Genomic DNA, 17,995 nt, shown 5'->3' with positions numbered 1-17,995 from the left:
CCATTGTCGCTCATCAACATGATGAATTCAAACATGTCAAAGTTCGACATGTCGTTGAGAGAAGCGTTTATAAGGATTGTGGTTCAACCTTCGACTATGGGTGATGACAATGGGGGCGGACGTTGAGCGGAAGATAATCAAGGGCCTCTTCACGGTCCCGCTGAAGGACATAATCCTGGTCATCGTCGGCCTGAAGGGAGAGGCACATGGCTACGAAATACTGAAGGAGCTTGAGAAGCTAGCCATCGGCCTCTGGAAGCCCAGCCACAGCAATCTGTACACGATACTCAACAAGATGGTCGACGAGGGTCTTCTGGAGCCCCGCGAGGAGTACCGGGGCAGGGTGAGGCGCGTGAAATACAGCCTAACTGAAAAGGGTCTCGATTACCTGAAAACTTCCAATGAACTGGCCCTTCGGGTTCTGTACACCTCCATCAACTATCACGAAGCCCTGAAGAAGAAGCTCGAGGAGATGGGGGAGAGAAAGGTCATGGACAGAGAGACCGTGATTGAGTACCTGGGACTCCTCAAGAAGATACGCGACATACTGGACGAGGAAATAAAGACTATAGAGAAAACAATGTAACTGAAATACTCTTTTCTGACTCTTAAATCCAATGTCCCAATGAAGTTTTCTTCATTTTTAGAGCTCCGATATTACAAAAACTTTTAAGCATTCTGGTGGTGACTTACTTTGCTGGAACCTCCGCTGGATAAAACTGATAATGGGGGGATATCGGCCCATGAGCAGGAAGAGCATTTTGTGTCTGGTATTGATCGCCACGCTGTTCCTGGGGATAGTTCCCAATGAAGCCGCGGCAGGAACTTCCACGTTTCAGGGATACTTCAACACAGTAGAGGCCACTGTGAAGGGCTACTTTGGCCAAGACTACGGATGGAATCCGGAGCTTAGGATAGTTCCGGGGACAGAACTGTCAGTCTCCAAGGACAGGATCGAGATTGGCGCGGATCTCTTTTCGGAGAGCTACGCTGGGGTGCCCGGGGGAAAGGGCTATTACATGATTGCATACGGCCTTGTTCGGAGTTACCTCGATACCGCAGCGTACGATTTTCCCGGGGACGGGAGGAGTCCAATCTGGCACATGAACATTGAAACTTACGATTCCGACTTCTCAGTGGACCTTTTCAGTGAACTCGTCACCATAGAGATACTGACGACCCTTCTGCCCGAGTACGACGGTGTCAATCTGACCCATGTGGCCGAGACCCGTCTTGATGAGATAGCCTCAACATACGACAGGCTTGGAAAGATGGATATGGTCGAATGGCTCCAGGAGGTTGTTCAGCCCAACGTGCTCCAGAGTGTAGTTCGCAGGATTCACGACGCCTCCTGGGGCCTACCCGACAGGAACCTGAGCACCATCCCGGATGTGTATGGTGCTCCATACAGAACAGCGGTTCTTGTGGGTGCCGTGAGGGAGGTCAATCCCGACCTTGCCGACAGGTTCCCCCTTAACCTGCCGGATGATGTGGTGGAAACAGCGTACAATCAGCTGATTCGCAACGACCTTGGAAAGCTCATGTACTTCGCCAGAAGCAACGTGCCGCTCTCCCCGATCGAATCCCTGAACATCACCATCCTTGGAAAGACCTACACGCTCCAGAACGGCATGGACGTTCTGAGCATAGACCTGGACTCCAGGAAGTACCTCCTCGGTGTGTGGATGGACGGCTCATATAAAATCGTTCTCAACGTCAGGTACCTCGACCCAACGTCTCTGGAGATAACCCCCGTTAAGTACGACATCACCGCGGGCGGGATACTGAAAGCGGGCGATTACACGACTACCATAACCAAAAACTCCGTTGGAAAGTCCTTCAAGACACCGCTTGCAGGATACCCCTGGGAGCTTGGACTCGTAAAGATGTACTGGAAGGGCCATCCTAACGCGTTCCTCAATTACCGCGTGGTGAAGGAAGACAGTGGATACCGGTACGAAGGGGATCCCGGAAACCTAAGAATCGTGCCCCTGAAGGGAGGGGCATTTCTGGTCACAATCGGGGACAGGGACGGCTTCACATTCATCTTCGGGAAGGCTGCTGTTAATGTGACCGGGGACATGAAGCATAAAACCTACCTCGTCTATCCTGAGACAGGTGCGGTAATTGCGTGGAACGGGGCTCCTCAGCTTGGAACAGCCGAAGGTACAACCTCGTCCCAAAACGGATGGATACTGGTTGGCAGTGCATACTTCGACCCGTCGCTGAACGCCATTGTCCTGACCCCCAACGAATGGGACAAAGCTGGTGCCGCCTGGTTTGACACCCCAGTGGATCTCGCCACACCATTTGTGATGACGGCCAAATTCTACGCTGGGACCTGCGGCGGTGGTGACGGCATATGGGTGGGCTTCCAGAGCAGGTCATCGGATGCGCTTGGTGGAAGGGGAGGAGACGTTGGTATCGGCGGTGTTTCCCCAGCGGCTGGCTTCAGGCTATGGGAGTGGCAGCGGAAGGTTGATTACTATGAAAATGGCCGGTGGACTACCATCGCTTCAGATGCGTGCTTTGCCGACGAAAAGGAGCACACCCTGATGTTTTCCTGGGACCCGAAGACGTCCACGCTGAAACTCGTAATCGACAACCAGTATCAGTACTCCAGGGTTGTTGATTTGCCGTCGGTTCTTGGTAGTTCCCGGGCATATTTCGGTTTCACCGCGGGCACGGGGCTTGCTAGTAACCTTCACTACGTCAAGGTTCAGGGGGTTGGCGGTGAATACGTGGTCTCAACGATTGAATCCATAGAGATCGCCCTCCAGGAGGCGTCCAAGCTCGGGGCGGATGTCGCAGACCTTCAGGAGGAGCTGGATGACATAAAAGAGGAAATCAACGGCGGGGACGACCTCCAGCCGGAAGCCGCGATGCGGGTATTCCAGAAGCTGATGAACATTCAGAATGAAGCCGGCCTCAGAGTAGCCTCTCGCGTTTCCGAGCTCTACGGAAAGGTGTCTCTGGCCAGGAGCCTTAACCTGACGTCAATCTCGATAGATGTGAACTTTGAGGCCGCATCCAGTGCAATGCTGGATGGAAACCTTACCGCTGCAATGGAGTACCTCAATACCGCGTATGAACAGGCCAATGAACTTGCATCATCCAAGATACAGGAAATCTCCACCCGGATATCGGACCTTATGCAGGATGCCCTCAGATACAGCGTTGCCGTTGGGGACATCGCATCAATGCAGAAGGAAATAGAAACTCTAACATCAAAGGGCGATTATATAACCGCATACCAAAAGCAGATTGAGCTCCTCAATGAACTTTCCAGGAGGATTTCCCGTGCTAAGGAACAGATGGAAAGGTCAGATAATGATGATACCGGCATCACCGAGGAGAACCAATCCGATAATGACAACGAGAACGGCTCCCATAATACTGCATCGGAGACGTCAACCGTCTCTTCGGAGTCAGATACAGTCTCTTCCAGCACCGTGACTGAACAGAAACACCCATTGGCGGCTGGTGACTGGGCAAAGTATGAAGTTGAGTTCGAGGCATCAACAGGGTCTGAAAAGATCTCGGGGAAGATTGAGTACAGGATAGTGGTCAAAAACATAACCGAAGAGGGATTCACCGTTGAGTACACCGACATCGAAGGGGACGTCGATGAATTCAAGCAGATCTTCGGAGATGACATATTTGATCCCGTGACTATCCAGTGGGACATTGACCCCGGAGAAAGCGAGATATACGCAGACCCGTCTAAACTGCCTGAGGACGGCACAGTCCACAGCATCGACTTTGGCATTGGAGAGCTCAAGTACGATACAAAAACAGGGCTGCTCAAAGAGGGTAAGATCTCAGCGAACATCTTCGGCCTTGAAATCAAGCTCCAGATAAAGCAGAAGGAACAGAAGTCTGCCGGTTCATCTGATTCAGGAGGCATCTGCGGTCCGGCGGTGTTCGTTATTTTTGCCCTGGCTTCGGGCCTTCTTATCCGGAGAAGGCTCTGATTTTAAATTTTTTGATATTGTTTGTTTCTTTACCCAAACCTGCCAGTCTGTTTTTGAATTTATCCGATGTCCTCCCGGAGACCGATAAACTTTTATATACCCAGCGCGCTAGTTAAGTACAGAAAAGTGTACTACAAAAGTCTGTACCTGGTGGTACCATGGAGAACGACCTGAAGGTTCAGCTCGAAGAGCTGAAGAAGCGCCTGGAGGTGCTGGAGGAAAGCATTGACCCCGTTGATGAGGTCATGCTCTCGATAAAGGCCCGCCTCAGGAGAAAGCTCGAAGGCGGAAGCCTGCCCGAGATAGACGAGGAGAGGGCAGCCAAAACCCTCAAGGCCCTCGCCAACCCGGACAGGATAAGGATTCTGAAGATGCTCTCCGAGGGGCCCATGGGATTCAAGGAGATAAAGGATGCCCTTGGGGTGGAAAGCCCCACCGTTTCCCACCACCTGAAGCTCCTGGTGAAAACCCGGATGGTGAGAAAGGGAGATGGATACGAAATATCGCCCGACGGACGTCTCTTTTTGCGCTTGCTTGAGATAATAACTGCCCTTGAGGAGGTGGAAGAATGAGTTTTAGCTGGAAGTATCGGGCCGTTCCGCACGAAGGCCCGAGGTTCAGGATAGCGGAGTACCTCAAAGCCCTCACGGCGATACTGCTCATCGCATGGCTGTTCAAGGGACCGCTGAGGCTTGAGGCCTACAACGACCGGCTGGTCTACGCCATCGTGGTGCTCCTGTTCGCCTTCGAGCTGCTCGCGGTTGGCAAGTGGTTCGGGGTGACGGTGAGCGGAATAGTCTTTGCCCTCGCGAAAGGCTTCTTCTGGACGAGCGTCTTTCTGTTCTTTGGACAGTGGTTGGGAATGTCAGAGACGCTCCACGACTACGCGGGAACGGCATTCGCATATGCCGTCGTCCTTGTCATAGCGGGAATTCTGCTGGCGAAGTTCGATGAGAAGAGGCTCGACATCAAAGTTGAAGGCAAGGCCTACGAGTTCGAAGGCGCCGATTTCGGCGAGGTGAAGCTCAGGGGAACCGGCAAGGCCTATCCTGTGAAGTTCGGGAGGAAGAAGGTCGGTTGGGTCGTAGACGGCGAGGTCACGGTCGAGGCCGATACGCCGCTCGGTAGGGTAACGAAGAGGCTCCTCAGCCCGGTCATCGTGTGGACCGAGGAGAAGATAGCCGGGCGAAAAACAGCCGCTGATTCGGGTTTCGTTTCGAGGGTAAACGAGATGATAAACCCCGACCGGCTCTACCGGAAGGGCAAGAGGGACAGCGTGGTTGACCTGGGCTTCATCAAGGTCTACGAGGGTGAGAACTTCGAGTACGTTAAGCTGCCCTTCATCGAAGTGGTGGAGACGCCGGGCGGCGAAGAGGTCAGGATAGGCCCGATGAGGTTCCGCGAGGGCAACCCTGAGATGCCTCCCGGCGATATGCTGACCATCAAGGAGCTCCGCAACGGCTTCCAGCTCACAAAAGTTGGTGACAGGCTCAGGATTCAGACCGACGAGTACTCCATCGAGGTGGACGGGGAGAGGGTCACTTACCGGAGCGGAAGCGAGAGCCTTAGCCTGGGCGAAACCGTGTCCCTGCGCTCGGGTGACGTTTCGGTCACCGTAGGCAGGGGGAGGGCAAAGATACGCATCGAGGACGTCGTCATCTCTGCCAAGGAAGGAAAGGTCCGCATAAGGGCCGGCGGGAAGACGTACACCGTTGAGAACTCAGAGGCCTACAGGCTGGTGATGGAGAAGGCCAAGGAGATAGTCGAGGAGCAGAGCGCGGAGCTGATAGAGGGACTCGGCATAGACAGAACCCTGCTCAACAGGCGCGTGAAGGAGCTCCTCGACGAACTGACTGCCTACCTGGGGTGAGCGAGATGGAGACTGCAGTAATCCCAAAGGCCTCCAGCGCCATCACGATCCCTGGTGAAGGACAGGAAGGCTGCGAAAAGAAGACGTGGCACGAGAGGCCCCTTTTCGATTTTGAACTTCATCCGCTGGAGGGCTTGATATGATATTTGAAAACGTCCGGGAAGTCGAGATAAAGGCCACAAACGGCCGGATCGAGATTGAGGGCTGGGAAAACGACTACGCCGAGGTGAACTACACCGTCCACGGCGAGGTGGAGGTCACCGTCGAGCAGAAGGGAAGCAGGCTCATCATCAGGGAGGAGCCGAAGAAGAAATTCCTGAACCTGCTCGGGGAGAGCGGTTGGGCGGAGATAGGGGTGAAGGTTCCGCGGAGGGTCCTGATAAACGCGAAGACCGTGAACGGCGAGCTTAAGGCCAGGGGCGTGCGCTTTGGGGAGGTAACAACGGTGAACGGCGAGATAACGCTGGAGGACTGCGAGGCCGAGAAGCTTAGCACGGTTAACGGGGAGATAAGGGCCGGTCTAACGGTTGCCGGCCCTCTGAAGGCCTCCACCGTGAACGGGGAAATCGAGCTTACCATCGAGGAGCTTGAGGGGGACGTCGAGGTAAGCTGCGTCAACGGAGACATCGTGCTTCGCCTGACCGAGTTCTGCGATGCCAGGATAGTGAGCAAGAGAGTTAATGGAGACGTCAAATTGGTCGGCATAGATCCCGATGACCCGGTCGTCGGGACGGGCGAGTTCGAGGTCAAGGCCAGCACTGTGAACGGCGACGTGAGGGTCGAGCTGATTTGATTCTTTAATTCTTCAATTATTTAATTCGGTAATTAAGTTGGAGGAACATGGGGGTTAGTGGGTATGTTCGCGAATTTCCGAAGGATGGGCCGGAACTTCTGGCTCTACACCGTGGGCAGGTGGATATCACAGGCGGGCTGGGTGATCCAGGACGTGGCGGTTCCTCTCTACGTCCTCGACCAGACCGGCAGCGGGGCGATGATGAGCCTCTTCATAATGGCGGAGCTGATTCCGCGGCTGCTGGTGAACCCCATAGCCGGAGTGATAGGCGACCGCTACGACAGAAAGAAGCTCATGTACGGCCTTGACATAGCTAGGGGAGTGCTTCTCTTTGCGGTTATCGCCTTCAACCTGCTCGGAATCTACCAGCTCCTGGCAGTTCAGATGGCGATGAGCGTTATGGGGGCGTTCTTCTCGGCCGGCATAGTCGGAATGTTTCCCGACCTTGTGGAGAGGGATCAGCTTGCCAGGGCCAACTCGATACTCCAGAGCGGCGGCCAGATATTGAGGATAGTTGGCCCGATCCTTGGAGGGTTAATCTACGCCTTCGGAGGCATCAAGCTGGCTATCCTCATCAACGCGGCCAGTTTCTTTGGCTCCGGCCTGTTTGAAATCCTGATCGAGTACCGCAGGGAAACGCGGGAGCTCTCAAGCATCCGCGAGGTCTGGGATGACATGCTCGACGGCTTCCGCTTTATCAGGGCTTCAAAGGACCTCATGGTGCTCGTGAGCTTCGGGGTTCTCCTAAACACCCTCCTCAACCCGGTGTTCGCGGTGGTTCTTCCCTACCTCGCCAGGATTGAGCTCGGCCTCTCGGCAGTCCGCTTTGGCAGCGTCGAAACCGCCGCAACCCTCGGGGCTCTGGCCGGGAACATGCTCATTGCTCTGAAGCTCGGTGAACGGTCCGAGGACTTCCTCTTCAAAGCGCTCTTTGCCCAGCTCATCTGTTTAACGGGCCTGGCCTTTGTAACGCGCTCCATCCTTGGAGGGCTGGCTTATCCGGCCCTGCTGGGGACAATTGCCCTGACAGGACTCTTCAACACCCTGGTCAACATTCCCCTCTTCACGAAGCTCCAGAAGGCGGTTCCCGATGAGGTTCGTTCGCGATTTTTCACGGCGTTCGAGACGGTGATGATGGCGACGACACCGCTGGGAATGGCGCTGGTTGGGCCCCTCCTCGATGCCACAGGAACCACCGTGATAATCCTTGCCCTCACCGTGCCGAGCGTCCTTATAACAGTGTATTATTACCTCCGCTTTAGGGAAACCGTTATAAACATCGGCTCAGAAGAAGTGGAGGTGGTGCCGTGAGCCTCAACAGGAACTTCTGGCTCTTCGCCCTCGGCCGCTTCATAAGCCAGCTCGGCTGGGCGGTGCAGGACGTTGCACTGCCCCTTTACGTCCTTGACCAGACCCACAGCGGTTCGATGATGACCGCTTTCATACTCGCCGAGATGATACCCGTTCTCATAATCATGCCCTTTGCGGGGGTGGTGGGCGACCGCTACAACCGAAAGTGGCTTATGGTCGGCTTTGATCTTGCGAGGGGAGCCCTTCTCTTCGGCGTCATCGCGTTCGACCTCCTGGGCATCTACCAGCTTCTGGCGGTTCAGGTCGTCATGGCGGTCATGGGTGCCTTCTTCTCAGCCGGGACTGGCGCGATGTTCCCAGACCTTGTTCAACCTGACGAGCTTGAGAAGGCCAACTCCACGGTCTCGTCGTTCACCATACTGGCCCGTCTCGTCGGCCCTGCCCTCGGAGGGTTTATTTACGCCGTCGGAGGTATCAAACTGGCCATCCTCATCAACGCGGCCAGCTTCTTCGGCTCGGGACTGTTTGAGATACTGATAAGGTACGAGTGGCGTACGAGGGAGCTGGAAGGCTTCTCCCAGGTTATTGAGGACTTAAAAGAGGGCATTGGCTTTCTCCGCTCCAACAGATACCTCTCGACCCTTATGTTCTTCGCCCTCTTTATGATAGCCCTCGGTCAGCCCTTTGGGGCCGTAATCATGCCGTACTCCTACAGAGAAGTGCTGAAGTTCTCGAGCTACCAGTTTGGACTGCTTGAGAGCGCCTTCATGGGAGGTGCCCTCCTTGGAAACGGCCTGATAGCGATTAAATTCGGAAAAAAGGCTGGGAGGTACCTTTTCCACACCCTCCTCCTGGACGGGGTGATGATACTCGCCTTCACGTGGGCGATAAGTCCCCTCTCCGGCCTGGGGCGAAACGAGGCGTTCTTTTTCCTCGCGGGGATAAACATCCTATGGGGCAGTATAGAGGCCTTCATAGACGTGCCCATCAATTCGAAGATACAGCGCGCGATACCGAGCGAGCTCAGGGGCAGGGTTATGTCGGCAATGGCCGTCCTGATGCACCTCTCAAGCCCGCTCGGTCTGCTCGCCGTCGGGCCGCTCCTCGACAGATTCCCGGCCTGGGAGGTTACCATGGCCATCTGGGCGGGCATGGCGGTTGTCGTCGCCTATTTCTGGGCCAGATACAGGGAGGTTCTGCTCAGGGAGGAAAAGTTCGAGGAAAACGGGAGACTTACTTAACCTCCTTCAGCTTTCCCTCCCTCTTCTCTATCGTCCTGGCCATTACGAAGAGCAGGTCGCTGAGCCTGTTTAGATAGATGAGGGCATTGTGGCCGAAGCCGTATTCAAGGACGAGCCTCGCGACGGCCCTCTCTGTCCTTCTGGCCACCGCCCGGCACACGTCAAGCTTCGCACTCGCCGGGGTCGAGCCCGGAAGAACGAAAGCTCTCAGTTGAACCTCGTCTTCATACTTATGAATAAGCTCCTCAAGCCACTTGACTTCCTCATCTCCGACCTTCGCGTACTTTCCCTTGCTGGCCAGCTCGGCCATCAGGTCGTAGAGCTGAACCTGGATCCTTTCAAGTATCTCCGCCATCTCTTCCGGCACGTGGTGCTTGGCTTCCCCCAGAAAGCTGTCGAGTTCGTCTATGTTCCCGTTCGCCTCCATTATCGGCGAGTACTTTGCAACACGGTCGCCCGTGAAGAGACCAGTTAGACCCTTATCCCCTGTTTTGGTTGTGATGGACATTTTAACCACCAACCTTAACTCACGCTCAACGTTTTTAGAGTTTGTGGACTGATCCCCTTCCAGCCCCGAAGGTAGGCCCGTTGAACGAAAACGCCAGGAGACACTTTTGGTGATAAAAAACCGTAGTAACTGAAGGGAAAACTTATTTATACATCAATGCCGTTTTTCTCTGGGTGATTCACATGAAACGGTGGAGCATTGTTTTAATGGCCCTGTTAGTGTTAAGCCTAGTGCCAGCATGGACAATAAAACCTGTACAGGCGGCTATTTATGTCCCAATTCAGGAAATTCAAAGCAACACCCCGAATGGGGATGCATCTGCCTACGATGGGATGGAAGTTGTGACAAGGGGTGTTGTTACTGCCGTGACATCGAAGGGATTCTTCATTCAGAATGGCACTGGACCTTGGAGTGGAATATACGTGTATACTGGAAGTTCTCCCCCAGTTCAGAGGGGAGATTACGTTCAAGTGACCGGTACTGTGAAAGAATTCAATGGATTGACTGAAATAAATGCGTATCTGGATGATATTGAGTCCCTGGGAACGGCCGATGTTCCGGAGCCCGTAGTTCTCCGGACCGGGGAGGCTTCCCAGGAGCAGTGGGAGAGCGTCCTCGCCAAGGTTGAAAACGTCGTGGTCACTAATCCGGATCTCGGCTATGGTGAGTGGGAAGTCGATGATGGAAGCGGTCCTGTGAGAATCGACGACTTAATGTACAGATATACTCCCGAAGCTGACCAGAACATTGCGTACATAATCGGAGTTGTTTACTACTCCTATGGGGACTTTAAGATAGAGCCCAGAGATGCCGATGATATTGGTATTGAGATAGATCTCTACCAGTCCATTCGGGAGATAAGGGAGAACTGGGAAGAGGACAAATATGTTGTCACCAGCGGAATAGTCATAGGCACCCGCAGTACCGGCTTCTTCATCCAGAACGGCACCGAACCCAACAGCGGAATTTACGTTTACACTGGAGGTACTCCCTCTGTGCAGGTCGGTGACGTCGTCCAGGTTAACGGAACCACTGCGGCTTATATGGGGCTCTACGAGATAAAGAACCCGACCTACAGGGTGGTTGGAACCTCCGGGCTTCCAGAGCCCGTTGTGATTGAGGTTACCAACATGAGCGACGCCTACCAGAGCATGCGCGTCAGGCTGGAGTGGGTCAGGATTACCGAGGTTGATGGGAAGAGCATCACCATAGCCGACGACACCGGAAGCCTCACCCTCTACGACTACTATGGCATAATGGACGTCACTGCGGGCAACATATTGAAGTACGTCGAGGGCATAGGATACAAGTACGACGTTATTGAGGTCTACCCGACCGATTACGAGCTCTACATTCCGTCCATACATATATCTGACGTCGTCAAACCAGACCGTGCAGTCAGGGGAATCTCAATGAACTTTGAGGTGACCGTTACAAACAACGGAGAAAGGGGCGACAACGTGACATTTGTTGTCTACGCCAACGGGATGGAGATTAAAAACATCACCAGATGGATTGAGAGTGGGGGTAGCATTGAGGAGTCATTCGTGTATACTCCAAGGGATCTTGGCGAACTCAGGATTGATATACAGATACTTACTGCGGACTGGGGCATTACTGATGAGAGAATATACGATTACAAAGTTGTCCCCAACCCCAACACGGTCTCCTACGGCCTGACGGTGTATTATAACCGCCAGTACGATTCCAGGCTCTCAGACCTTGAGAATCTCTACGAGAACTTCACCAACACGGTCTCAGAGCTCGTCAGCTACGGGGTATCCTTCGACAGCGACGTCGCGGACAAGATTAACTGGGTAAACGACAGCATGTCTGAGGTTATGGAAGAGTACTCGCTCTACGAGCAGTTCAAGAACCGCGCTGATAAGACCGGGTTCTACCTCCCCGCCATGATACACCTGCGTAAGGCGCTGTTCCTTGGCGAGGATGTCAAGGAGGAAATCCAGTTCCTCCTGCCCCACCTTCAGAGGGCCTTGGAGGAAATAAAGGCCGCCCAGCAGATGCAAGAACCGGAAAATGAAACTGAAACCGGGGCAATCCCTGGCAATGAGACCGCGGGAGTTCCAACCAACACAACCCAGAACGCCAGCCAGCAGACACCCGCCATGAACATTACCATAACGATCCCCAAGGTGCTTATCGATGCCTCCCATGGGCAGTACTACATTAACGAAGCCGGTGTCAGCTACCTCGTGGACAAGATACAGAGCGAGCTCGGCTGGGAGGTGGAGATAAACCAGCTCCCGCTCACATACGACCTACTCGAGGAGTACGACGTTGTGATACTCACCGACCCGAAGGACGACTTCACCCCCGCTGAAATCGAGAGCCTTAAGAAGTACGTCGAGAACGGAGGGGGCCTCTTCATAGCGGGCGAATGGTACAAGTACGCCAACGTCGAGAACTTCAACGAGATAGTCGGTGACTATGGAATAACCTTCAACCCGGACGAGCTCATGGACGACGACCAGAACAGCGGCAGGCCTTACTATCCGTTCGTTGGAATATACAACAAGGCACACCCGGTCATGAAATTCGTGCCAGACGACTGGACGATGTACTACAACGGCGACACCCTAACGATAAGCGGAAACGCCGTCTGGCTCATCAAGGGCTACGACACCAGCTACTCTATCGATGCCGACGGAAAGGTCGTCAGGATAAAGGGCACCAATCCGGTTATCGCGGCCGCCGTTGATCTCGGCACCGGCAGAATAGTTGCCTACGGCTCAAGCAAGGCCCTCAGCGACAGCTACGACTTCAAGTACATCAAGAGCAGCTGGCCCTTCATAAAGGGAGCCCTTCTCTGGCTGGTTCACCAGGAGTGAGCCTCTTTTCTTCCCTTTCTGATTTTTCGCGTCGACCTTCAGATTTCCTTCGGGGGCACCAGAATCCCAAACTCCGTTATGATGCCCCTAACGTACCGCCAGGGGGTAACGTCGAACAGCATGTTTCTTACCCTGTAGCCCTGCCTCACGTAGGGCCTCTCGACGATTTCAACATCACCGGAGCTCAGCTCCGGATGGAGCTTGAAGCTCTCGGCGGCGACGTAGAAGGGAACACTGTTGTCGTGGCAGGCGAGGGCGAGGAGATAGGTTCCGGCCTTGTTCACCGCCGCCCCGTCGCGCGTCACGCTGTCGGCACCGACCAGAGCGAGGGTGGCCTTTTTTGCGAAAAGACCGAGCTGTGCGTCAGTTATTACCTCGAATGGGACCCCTATAGAATCAAGCTCCCTCGCGAGGGCTATTCCCTCGTAGTCGGGCGCGCTCTCGGTTAGGATGACCCTAAAGCGTTTGCCCTTCTTCTTAGCGGCCTTGAAAATTTCAAGAACAGCGGATGAGAAGGAGTGTGTGATTACAACTTCATTTTCGTCTATCAGCTCGCTTCCGATGTTGCCTATCTCGCGCTTCGCTTCCTCCCCGAGCCTGATGAACTCCTCGGCCTTCGTCCTCACCACGTCGGGGTCTCCGGTTATCGGAATGAACCTGGCCAGATTGTACAGGGAAGCCATCGTCCTGTTCACAGCAGGAATTTCCCTCCTCATTTCCACCAGGGCATTCTCAAGTTCCTTCCCCTCGAGGAGTTCGGAGAGGACAAGGTACGCCTCGGCGCCCCTTCTGGCCAGCCAGCTTGCGCCCCTTATCCTCTCGGCTCGCATCTCTTCAAGGGGCGAACGGACCTCCGGCGGAAGCATAGGCATCACTCCAGTAGAATCACTTTAACACCAACGTCTTTTGAAACCTCAGCCATTTTCCTGTCAGCAGTCACGAGGACGGCACCTTTCATCTTTGCAAGGGAAATGTAGTAGGTATCCGCGGCCCTTGAGCCTATTTCCATTGCCAGGTTCAGTAGAAACTCCTCAAGATCCTTTTCAGGAATTATGAAAAAATACTCGTTTAAAAATCCCAAAACGGCATCAACGTTGGCTTTTTTTCCGAGTTTTCTAACAAGAAGAGCAGAAACCTCAACAAGGCCCAGGAAGGGTATGTAAAGCTGAAAACCTTCTTCCAAAAAGAATGACAGCAACTCCTTAGAGCGCTGGTGACGTTTCAACTGCCTTAAATACACCTCGTCTTTTTTTCTTCTCCGTGGGACGATGAGAGCATCGACTATAAAAGATGCATCTGCCACTATCATCTTTCTCTCAGCTCCTCAAGAACTTCAAGGGTGTCGGGGATTTCTTCGGGAGCGTTTTTATTAACTGTCTGAATAAGGTTTTCAAGGTCTTTTAGGGCCTTCTTCCTTCTTCCCTCCCGAACAGCCTTGAGTATCTCCACTACAAGAGGCTCTATGTCCTCGGGCACATCTATCTCCACCGGCATTTCCCACCACGTTCATTATCTTCTATAAATCCCTTATCAGCGTTTCGCTACCAGCCCTCCTCGAAGCGAACCCCCCGCCCCTCCATAAAAGCTCTGGCCTTCTCTATCTCCTCCTCGCTCTCGCCGAAGATTATTATCCCGATGTACTTCCCGAAGCCCTTCGGCGATGAGTGTATCCTCACGCGGAACCTTGTGAGGGCCTCGACGAGAATCGGCGCCAGCTTGCTCTCGTCGGTTATCTCCGCGAGGAGCTTTCTCTGGATGAATTTCCTCTCACCGAGCCGGGGGAGGACTTCCCTCTCAAGCATCACCTTCATCTCCCGCGGCATTCCGGGAAGGACGAAGATCTTAACGCCGTCATGCTCGATGTAAGCTCCGGGGGCGGCACCCTGGGTGTTCTCCAGAGGTTCGGCACCCTCCGGCAGGTAGGCCATCTTTTTGCGGGCCTCGTTCAGCTCCGGGTCGTCTATGAGGCCCTTCTCATGCAGCTCCCTGTAAAAGGCCTTGATTCTCTCAAGGCACTCCTCACAGGGGACGAAGTCCTTTCCCAGGGCCTCGGCAACGGCGAGCATAGTTACATCGTCGTGGGTCGGTCCCAGCCCTCCAGAGACAATGAGAACCTCTGGCTTCCTCGCGAGGATTTCCCTCACAACGGCCTTTATCTCCTCAACGTCATCTCCGACAGTTGTCTTCCGCCTCACCCAGTAGCCCCGCTCGGTGAGCCTCTTCGCTATGAACGCGGAGTTGCTGTCCACGGTGTTTCCCGTGAGCAGTTCGTCGCCTACCGTCAGCACCTCGGCGAACATCACAATCACCGATGGATTTTCAGGGGAACGGCTTATAACCCCAGCGGAAGTCCTTTGCACAAAAATGTAAAAATCCAGTGCCCTCAATAGCAGTTTTCACCACGAGTGAAAACAACGTTTAAGTATTTTATCGCGGTAAAATTCTCCGGTGGTAGCATGAAGGTGAAGGTTGGAGTCAATGGATACGGAACAATTGGAAAGCGCGTTGCCTACGCCGTAACGAAACAGGACGATATGAGGCTCATCGGTGTCACCAAGACGAAGCCAGACTTCGAGGCCTACCGCGCGGCGGAGCTCGGAATCCCGGTTTACGCTGCCAGCGAGGAGTTCCTTCCGAGGTTCGAGAAGGCGGGCTTTGATGTTGCCGGAACTCTCAGAGACCTCCTCAATGAGGTTGACGTCATCGTTGACGCCACCCCTGGAGGAATGGGGGCGAAGAACAAGGCCCTCTACGAGAAGGCCGGCGTTAAGGCGATTTTCCAGGGCGGTGAGAAGGCCACCACTGCCGAGGTCTCCTTCGTGGCCCAGGCCAACTACGAGAAGGCCCTAGGCAAGGACTACGTCCGCGTCGTGTCGTGCAACACCACAGGTCTTACCAGAACCCTCTCGGCCATTCAGGAGTACATCGACTACGTCTACGCGGTCATGATTCGCCGCGCGGCTGACCCGAACGACGCCAAGCGCGGCCCGGTGAATGCCATAACCCCAAGCGTTACCGTCCCGTCCCACCATGGCCCGGACGTCCAGACAGTTATTCCGATAAACATCGAGACCTCAGCCTTTGTCGTTCCAACTACGCTCATGCACGTTCACAGCATCATGGTCGAGCTGAAGAAGCCGGTCGAGGCCAAGGACGTCGTTGATATCTTCGAGAACACCACGCGCGTTCTGCTCTTTGAGAAGGAGAGGGGCTTCGACAGCACGGCCCAGCTCATAGAGTTCGCCCGCGACCTTCACCGCGAGTGGAACAACCTCTACGAGATTGCCGTCTGGAAGGAGAGCATAAGCGTCCGCGGGAACAGGCTCTTCTACATTCAGGCTGTCCACCAGGAGAGTGACGTGGTTCCTGAGAACATAGACGCCATAAGGGCCATGTTCGAGCTGGCCGGCAAGTGGGAGAGCATAAAGAAGACGAACGAGAGCCTGGGGATTTTGAAGTGACTAGAGCTCATCGGGGAGAACATTTACTCCCTTTCTTTTCGCCAGCTTTCTCAGTTTGGCGTCAAAGGTAACGAGGGTTCCCCTCTCCAGGGCGTGAAGGAGAATCACCGCATCGTTGAAACGTGAGAGCGAGAGCCCTTCGGCCACGACGAAGTTCAGGGCACCTTCGATTATTCCCGGGTCTTCACTCAGGCCCTTAAACCTCGGGTCTTCCGCGTACCCCCTCAGGGCTTCGAGCGCCTCCCCCGCCGAAAAGCCGTTGTTCTTAAAGAACCACACGTACTCCTGGGTGACTATCGCCGGAACGTACCACCTGTCGAGGGATTCAAGCACCTCCTCGGCCCTTTTGTGGAACTCCGTGTCCTCGAAGGTGTCGTAGATGAGAACGTTCGTGTCTATGACTCCATGCATTCCCGCATGCCCCCCTCGATGGACTCCTCTATCTCCTCCGGCGTCACGTTTCTGCCGAGTTTAAGGCGCTTCCTTTTCCTTCTGAGCCTCTGGATGACTATCCTGTCCCCATCGATCCAGACTTCGAGAAGTTCCCCCTCTTTTATGCCGAGGGCCTTCCTGATCTCGGCGGGAATCGTTATCTGGTAGTTCCGGGTTACTTTCGTGACGCTCATAGTAAGGTCGCCTCAATAGTAGGTTCACTCGCCTCCTATATTAAGGTTGCGCGAATCTCAAATTCCCAGCCTCTTCCGTACCTCCTCCGCACTCAGCCCGACGAGCAAATCCTTCTCCCTGCTCGCCTCTCCGCGGATTATCTTCACTTCCGTCCCGAGAACCTTCGAGAGGAACTTGACGAGTTCCTTGTTTGCCTTCCCCTCCACCGGCGGGGCCTTTATCTTCACCTTCAGCCTTCCGCGCCACTCATCCACGCCCTCGATCTCGTTCCTCTTCGCCTTCGGCTGGACGTAAACGAGCAGAACCGTTCCGTCCCTGGCCTCCTTCACGAATTCCGCACCCATCTTCAGCCCTCCAGACCGTACTCCCAGACTATTTTCGGCGGAAACTCGCCGCGTTTAAGCCTTTCGAGTATCTCCCTCGCGATGGAATAGGCAAGGTCGAAGGTATCCCTGTCAATTACGCCGTAGTTGAGGGCCATCTCAAGCTCATCCTCGTCAAGAAGAAACGCTTTTCCATCCGGGAAGACGAAGACGTCGAGGAATAGGTCGAGCATCTCTATCGTGTTTCCTTCGCGCTTCGTGTAGGCCAGGACATCGACGTAGAGGCCCTTGAACTCACCGTTTTCGTCGTAGACCTTCAGAACGTCGTAGTTCTCCCCGATGAAAGCGAAGTAGAGCATAGTGTAGCCGTTCCGTATTACCTCAACGCCGTTCACCTTAAGAGGGGCCAGCATTCCCTCGAACTTTGCCTTAGCAACGATAATGTTGCCCAAGTCAGCTACTATCTCATCCTCCCTCTCCAGCAGGCGGTTTGGAAGGCGGCGGTAGAGGAGGTGGATTCTCCGGCCCATTTCAACCGGAGATAACTCCTGCTGAACCTTTTTATACTTTCGTGTCGCACAAACGTATGATGGCGCGGGTTACCCTCCCAGACATCGAGAACACCCTCCGGACCCACAAGGAAGAACTTAGGAAGCGCTTTGGGGTCAGTTCGATTGCCATCTTCGGCTCCTACACCAGGGGAGAGCAGACCGAACTCAGCGACGTTGATATACTCGTGGAGTTTGAGAGGCCAATCGGGTGGGAGATAGTGGATCTGAAAGACTACTTGGAGTCCCTTCTCGGGGTTAAGGTGGATCTCGTTACCAAGAATGCAGTTATGAATAGAGAACGCTTCTGGGAGCACATAAAGGGGGACCTCGTTTATGTCTAAGCGGGACCCCTGCCTGTTTTTGAACGACATACGTCGTCATTCATCACTACTTCGGTGTCGATTTGAATATCGTTTGAACGATAGTCCGTCTCCAGCTTCCAGACCTTAAGAAAAGTGTTGAAAAGATTGTGGAGGAACTGTGCTGA

General features: G+C 54.2%; 20 protein-coding genes. 11 read left to right on the top strand and 9 right to left on the bottom strand.

The window, feature by feature from the left end; genetic code table 11:
- Positions 1 to 109: 109 nt before the first annotated feature.
- The 8 genes from E3E42_RS02730 (at position 110) to E3E42_RS02695 (ending at position 9,189) form a co-directional block, all read left to right on the top strand.
- Positions 110 to 586: a PadR family transcriptional regulator gene (locus E3E42_RS02730; protein WP_167903082.1), complete on the top strand. Its 477-nt coding sequence runs from the start codon at positions 110 to 112 to the stop codon at positions 584 to 586.
- Between the two features lie 157 nt (positions 587 to 743).
- A complete protein-coding gene (locus E3E42_RS02725; RefSeq protein ID WP_167902614.1) occupies positions 744 to 3,974 on the top strand; it encodes an L-type lectin-domain containing protein in 3,231 nt (1,076 codons plus the stop codon).
- Between the two features lie 158 nt (positions 3,975 to 4,132).
- Complete coding sequence (locus E3E42_RS02720; protein ID WP_167902613.1) at positions 4,133 to 4,546, top strand: helix-turn-helix transcriptional regulator; 414 nt, start codon at positions 4,133 to 4,135, stop codon at positions 4,544 to 4,546.
- Complete coding sequence (locus tag E3E42_RS02715; protein WP_167902611.1) at positions 4,543 to 5,844, top strand: hypothetical protein; 1,302 nt, start codon at positions 4,543 to 4,545, stop codon at positions 5,842 to 5,844. Before E3E42_RS02720 ends, E3E42_RS02715 begins: the two co-directional genes overlap by 4 nt.
- 5 nt (positions 5,845 to 5,849) lie before the next feature.
- Positions 5,850 to 5,987 (top strand): hypothetical protein, encoded by a 138-nt coding sequence (locus E3E42_RS02710; RefSeq protein ID WP_167902610.1) that lies wholly within the window; start codon positions 5,850 to 5,852, stop codon positions 5,985 to 5,987.
- Complete coding sequence (locus E3E42_RS02705) at positions 5,984 to 6,637, top strand: DUF4097 family beta strand repeat-containing protein (protein WP_167902609.1); 654 nt, start codon at positions 5,984 to 5,986, stop codon at positions 6,635 to 6,637. The genes E3E42_RS02710 and E3E42_RS02705 overlap by 4 nt, the downstream gene beginning before the upstream one ends.
- Positions 6,638 to 6,700: 63 nt before the next feature.
- The gene (locus E3E42_RS02700; RefSeq protein ID WP_167902608.1) at positions 6,701 to 7,948 is read left to right on the top strand and encodes an MFS transporter; all 1,248 of its coding nucleotides are present in this window, start codon (positions 6,701 to 6,703) and stop codon (positions 7,946 to 7,948) included.
- Positions 7,945 to 9,189 (top strand): MFS transporter, encoded by a 1,245-nt coding sequence (locus tag E3E42_RS02695; protein ID WP_167902607.1) that lies wholly within the window; start codon positions 7,945 to 7,947, stop codon positions 9,187 to 9,189. Before E3E42_RS02700 ends, E3E42_RS02695 begins: the two co-directional genes overlap by 4 nt.
- On the opposite strand, the gene E3E42_RS02690 is transcribed toward E3E42_RS02695, so the two are convergent.
- Positions 9,182 to 9,697, bottom strand: a complete 516-nt coding sequence (locus E3E42_RS02690; RefSeq protein WP_167903080.1) for a cob(I)yrinic acid a,c-diamide adenosyltransferase — start codon at positions 9,695 to 9,697, stop codon at positions 9,182 to 9,184. The two genes, E3E42_RS02695 and E3E42_RS02690, sit on opposite strands and share 8 nt — an antisense overlap.
- 470 nt (positions 9,698 to 10,167) lie before the next feature.
- Between E3E42_RS02690 and E3E42_RS02685 the strand changes: the two genes are divergently transcribed.
- Complete coding sequence (locus tag E3E42_RS02685; RefSeq protein ID WP_370519580.1) at positions 10,168 to 12,546, top strand: Gldg family protein; 2,379 nt, start codon at positions 10,168 to 10,170, stop codon at positions 12,544 to 12,546.
- A gap of 38 nt (positions 12,547 to 12,584) precedes the next feature.
- Here the strand turns inward: E3E42_RS02685 and E3E42_RS02680 are convergent, their stop codons facing one another.
- The 4 genes from E3E42_RS02680 to E3E42_RS02665 are packed head-to-tail and all read right to left on the bottom strand — an operon-like array spanning position 12,585 to position 14,846.
- Positions 12,585 to 13,412 carry a translation initiation factor IF-2B subunit alpha gene (locus E3E42_RS02680; RefSeq protein ID WP_167903077.1) on the bottom strand — a complete coding sequence of 276 codons (828 nt, stop codon included), beginning with the start codon at positions 13,410 to 13,412 and terminating at the stop codon, positions 12,585 to 12,587.
- A gap of 5 nt (positions 13,413 to 13,417) precedes the next feature.
- Positions 13,418 to 13,855: a type II toxin-antitoxin system VapC family toxin gene (locus E3E42_RS02675; protein WP_167902606.1), complete on the bottom strand. Its 438-nt coding sequence runs from the start codon at positions 13,853 to 13,855 to the stop codon at positions 13,418 to 13,420.
- A complete protein-coding gene (locus E3E42_RS02670; RefSeq protein WP_167902605.1) occupies positions 13,852 to 14,040 on the bottom strand; it encodes a hypothetical protein in 189 nt (62 codons plus the stop codon). The genes E3E42_RS02675 and E3E42_RS02670 overlap by 4 nt, the downstream gene beginning before the upstream one ends.
- 47 nt (positions 14,041 to 14,087) lie before the next feature.
- Entirely contained in the window at positions 14,088 to 14,846 is a 759-nt protein-coding gene (locus E3E42_RS02665; protein WP_167903075.1) for a molybdopterin-binding protein, read from the bottom strand.
- Positions 14,847 to 15,002: 156 nt separating this feature from the next.
- On the opposite strand from E3E42_RS02665, the gene E3E42_RS02660 reads away from it, so the two are divergent.
- Positions 15,003 to 16,007, top strand: a complete 1,005-nt coding sequence (locus tag E3E42_RS02660) for a phosphorylating glyceraldehyde-3-phosphate dehydrogenase (RefSeq protein WP_167902604.1) — start codon at positions 15,003 to 15,005, stop codon at positions 16,005 to 16,007.
- Here the strand turns inward: E3E42_RS02660 and E3E42_RS02655 are convergent, their stop codons facing one another.
- The 4 genes from E3E42_RS02655 to E3E42_RS02640 are packed head-to-tail and all read right to left on the bottom strand — an operon-like array spanning position 16,008 to position 17,487.
- Positions 16,008 to 16,418, bottom strand: coding sequence for a PIN domain-containing protein (locus E3E42_RS02655; RefSeq protein WP_167902603.1), 411 nt, complete (start codon positions 16,416 to 16,418; stop codon positions 16,008 to 16,010).
- The gene (locus E3E42_RS02650; RefSeq protein WP_167902602.1) at positions 16,403 to 16,633 is read right to left on the bottom strand and encodes an AbrB/MazE/SpoVT family DNA-binding domain-containing protein; all 231 of its coding nucleotides are present in this window, start codon (positions 16,631 to 16,633) and stop codon (positions 16,403 to 16,405) included. Before E3E42_RS02650 ends, E3E42_RS02655 begins: the two co-directional genes overlap by 16 nt.
- Positions 16,634 to 16,690: 57 nt before the next feature.
- Entirely contained in the window at positions 16,691 to 16,978 is a 288-nt protein-coding gene (locus E3E42_RS02645) for a DUF167 domain-containing protein (RefSeq protein ID WP_167902601.1), read from the bottom strand.
- 2 nt (positions 16,979 to 16,980) lie between these two features.
- Entirely contained in the window at positions 16,981 to 17,487 is a 507-nt protein-coding gene (locus tag E3E42_RS02640) for a DUF402 domain-containing protein (RefSeq protein WP_167902600.1), read from the bottom strand.
- 59 nt (positions 17,488 to 17,546) lie between these two features.
- Here E3E42_RS02640 and E3E42_RS02635 point away from each other — a divergent pair, with 59 nt between their 5' ends.
- A complete protein-coding gene (locus tag E3E42_RS02635; RefSeq protein ID WP_167902599.1) occupies positions 17,547 to 17,849 on the top strand; it encodes a nucleotidyltransferase family protein in 303 nt (100 codons plus the stop codon).
- Positions 17,850 to 17,995: the final 146 nt, after the last annotated feature.

Origin of the sequence: Thermococcus sp. JdF3, assembly GCF_012027495.1 — an archaeon.
Taxonomy (GTDB): Archaea; Methanobacteriota_B; Thermococci; order Thermococcales; family Thermococcaceae; genus Thermococcus.
The sequence above is the reverse complement of the archived record's forward strand: the minus strand, read 5'-3'. Positions and strand labels throughout refer to the sequence as shown.